The sequence below is a fragment of the Hydrogenivirga sp. 128-5-R1-1 genome (genome assembly GCF_000171895.1).
The window spans coordinates 1-2159 of the sequence record NZ_ABHJ01000164.1; the positions used below are offsets into that span (position 1 = coordinate 1).

At 30.3% G+C, this 2159-nt stretch carries 4 protein-coding genes; all 4 read left to right on the plus strand.

Features of this window, described 5'->3' with window-relative positions; translation table 11 throughout:
- Positions 1 to 452 (plus strand): hydrogenase formation protein HypD (gene hypD / locus HG1285_RS03895; RefSeq protein ID WP_008288772.1); only part of this gene is annotated, 452 nt, incomplete at its 5' end.
- Positions 453 to 478: 26 nt separating this feature from the next.
- The gene (gene hypE / locus HG1285_RS03890; protein ID WP_008288773.1) at positions 479 to 1477 is read left to right on the plus strand and encodes a hydrogenase expression/formation protein HypE; all 999 of its coding nucleotides are present in this window, start codon (positions 479 to 481) and stop codon (positions 1475 to 1477) included.
- A gap of 76 nt (positions 1478 to 1553) precedes the next feature.
- Positions 1554 to 1817 (plus strand): type II toxin-antitoxin system Phd/YefM family antitoxin, encoded by a 264-nt coding sequence (locus HG1285_RS03885; protein ID WP_008288774.1) that lies wholly within the window; start codon positions 1554 to 1556, stop codon positions 1815 to 1817.
- 2 nt (positions 1818 to 1819) lie between these two features.
- Positions 1820 to 2146, plus strand: a complete 327-nt coding sequence (locus HG1285_RS03880) for a PIN domain-containing protein (protein ID WP_008288775.1) — start codon at positions 1820 to 1822, stop codon at positions 2144 to 2146.
- Positions 2147 to 2159: the final 13 nt, after the last annotated feature.

Genomic DNA, 2159 nt, shown 5'->3' on the forward strand with positions numbered 1-2159 from the left:
CAGGATTTGAACCAGTTGATATTATGGAAAGTATCTTGTGGATAATTCGTCAATTTAAAGAAAACAGAAGAGAAGTAGAAATTCAATACAAAAGAGCTGTATCTTGGGAGGGAAATATCAAAGCTCAAGAAATGATAAACAAATATTTAGAGCCACGGGAAGTTTTTAGATGGAGAGGTGTTGGAGACATTCCATATTCAGCGTTAAAACTAAAAGATGAATATTCAGACTTAGATGCAGAGAAAGTTTTTGCTGATATATTGCCAAATGAACCTATCGACGACCATAAATTATGCATTTGCGGAGATATATTAAAAGGAGTAGCTAAACCCTACGACTGTAAAGTTTTTGGAACAGCCTGTACTCCTCAGAACCCGCTTGGTTCTTGTATGGTATCATCAGAAGGAGCTTGTTCTGCGTATTATAAGTATGGAAAGTTAGAATTAGTTTAATATCAATTAAAAACGAGGTATTCCCTATGAAACAAATACTCTTATCACATGGTGGTGGTGGAGAAGAAACACAAAAACTTATTAAAGAATTGTTTTTCAGGTACTTTTCAAATCCAATTTTAGAAACAATGGAAGATGCATCAATTTTAAACGTAAACTCAAAAATTGCCTTTACAACAGATAGTTTTACAGTATCTCCAATCTTTTTTAAAGGTGGAAATATTGGAAAACTTGCTATTGCAGGAACTGTAAATGATATTTCAATGATGGGAGCAAAACCTAAATATTTAAGCTGTTCATTTATTATAGAAGAGGGATTTCCTTTTGAGGACTTAGAAAAAATTGTTAAATCTATGGCTGAAGAAATGAAAAAAACAGGTGTTCAAATAACAACAGGAGATACCAAAGTAGTTCCAAAAGGCTCAGCAGACAAAATATTTATAAATACAACAGGAATAGGAGAAGTTATTTACAAAGGAATATCTGCCCATAATATAAATGAAGGAGATGTAATACTTGTTTCTGGAACTATTGGAGACCATGGAGCCTGTATAATGGCTCAAAGAGAGGAAATAGAAATAGAAGGAAATTTATCTTCTGATTGTGCTTCTTTGTGGCCGCTGGTTGAAGATTTAATAAATGCAGGAATAACCATAAAAGCAATGAGAGACCCGACAAGAGGCGGGCTTTCTGCAGTTCTAAATGAATGGGCGCAGCAGTCAAGTATAGGAATAGAAGTAGAAGAGGAAAATATTCCTGTAAAATCTGAAGTTCAAGGCCTTTGTGAACTTTTAGGGTTAGAACCTTATACCTTAGCAAATGAAGGTAAATTAGTAATAGCTGTTCCTGAAAAGGAAGCAGAAAGGACTTTAGAAGTTATGAGAAATAATGAGTTAGGTAAAAATTCAGAAATTATAGGAAGGGTTATATCTGACTATAAAGGAAAAGTAATATTGAAATCTCCTTACGGTTCAAAACGAATTATGGAACCTCCTGCTGGAGAATTATTACCAAGGATTTGTTAAAATATATATAACCTTTATTGAAAAGTATGTATATTAATATTATTTTTATATGTATAAAAACTTTGAGGTACTTGTTATGAAAATTTTAAACATAAGTCAGGCACAAAAAAATTTCACTAAAATACTGAATGAAAGCACGTTAATAATTGATAATAAAAAGAAAGAAAAAAAAGCAGTAATTATTCCTTACAAAGAATATTTAAGATTAATTTCTCAATGCCAAAATAAAGAAGATTTACTAAGTATGTTGTCTTCAGGAAAATTCTCAAAATTTAAAGGAATATTAGATAAAAATTTTAAAACACGTGATGAAAAATATAACAGTATAGTCAAGGACTAAAAGTGAAAATATTTTTGGATACAAATATACTTTTAGATTTATTGCTTGATAGAAAAAATAGTTATGAAGCTTCAATAATTTTAAATAGTATAGATTTGGGGTTGTTTGAAGGATATATCTCGGATATTACATTGGTAAATGTAGATTACATTGCAGAAAAGCAAAAGAAAGAGGATGAAATAAAAGAATTCTTAATTTTATTACTGGAAACAATGGAAATTTGTACGCCAGACACAAATCTAATATATGAAGCATTAAATTTAGAAAATAAAGATTTCGAAGATAATATTCAATATTTATTAGCTAAAAATGTAGATGCGATTGTTTAATTACTAATGACAA

Bases quoted from the DNA above. Each gene is read 5' to 3' on its own strand.
- hypE (WP_008288773.1), top strand. From the start codon at position 479: ATGAAACAAATACTCTTATCACATGGTGGTGGTGGAGAAGAAACACAA.
- HG1285_RS03885 (WP_008288774.1), top strand. From the start codon at position 1,554: ATGAAAATTTTAAACATAAGTCAGGCACAAAAAAATTTCACTAAAATA.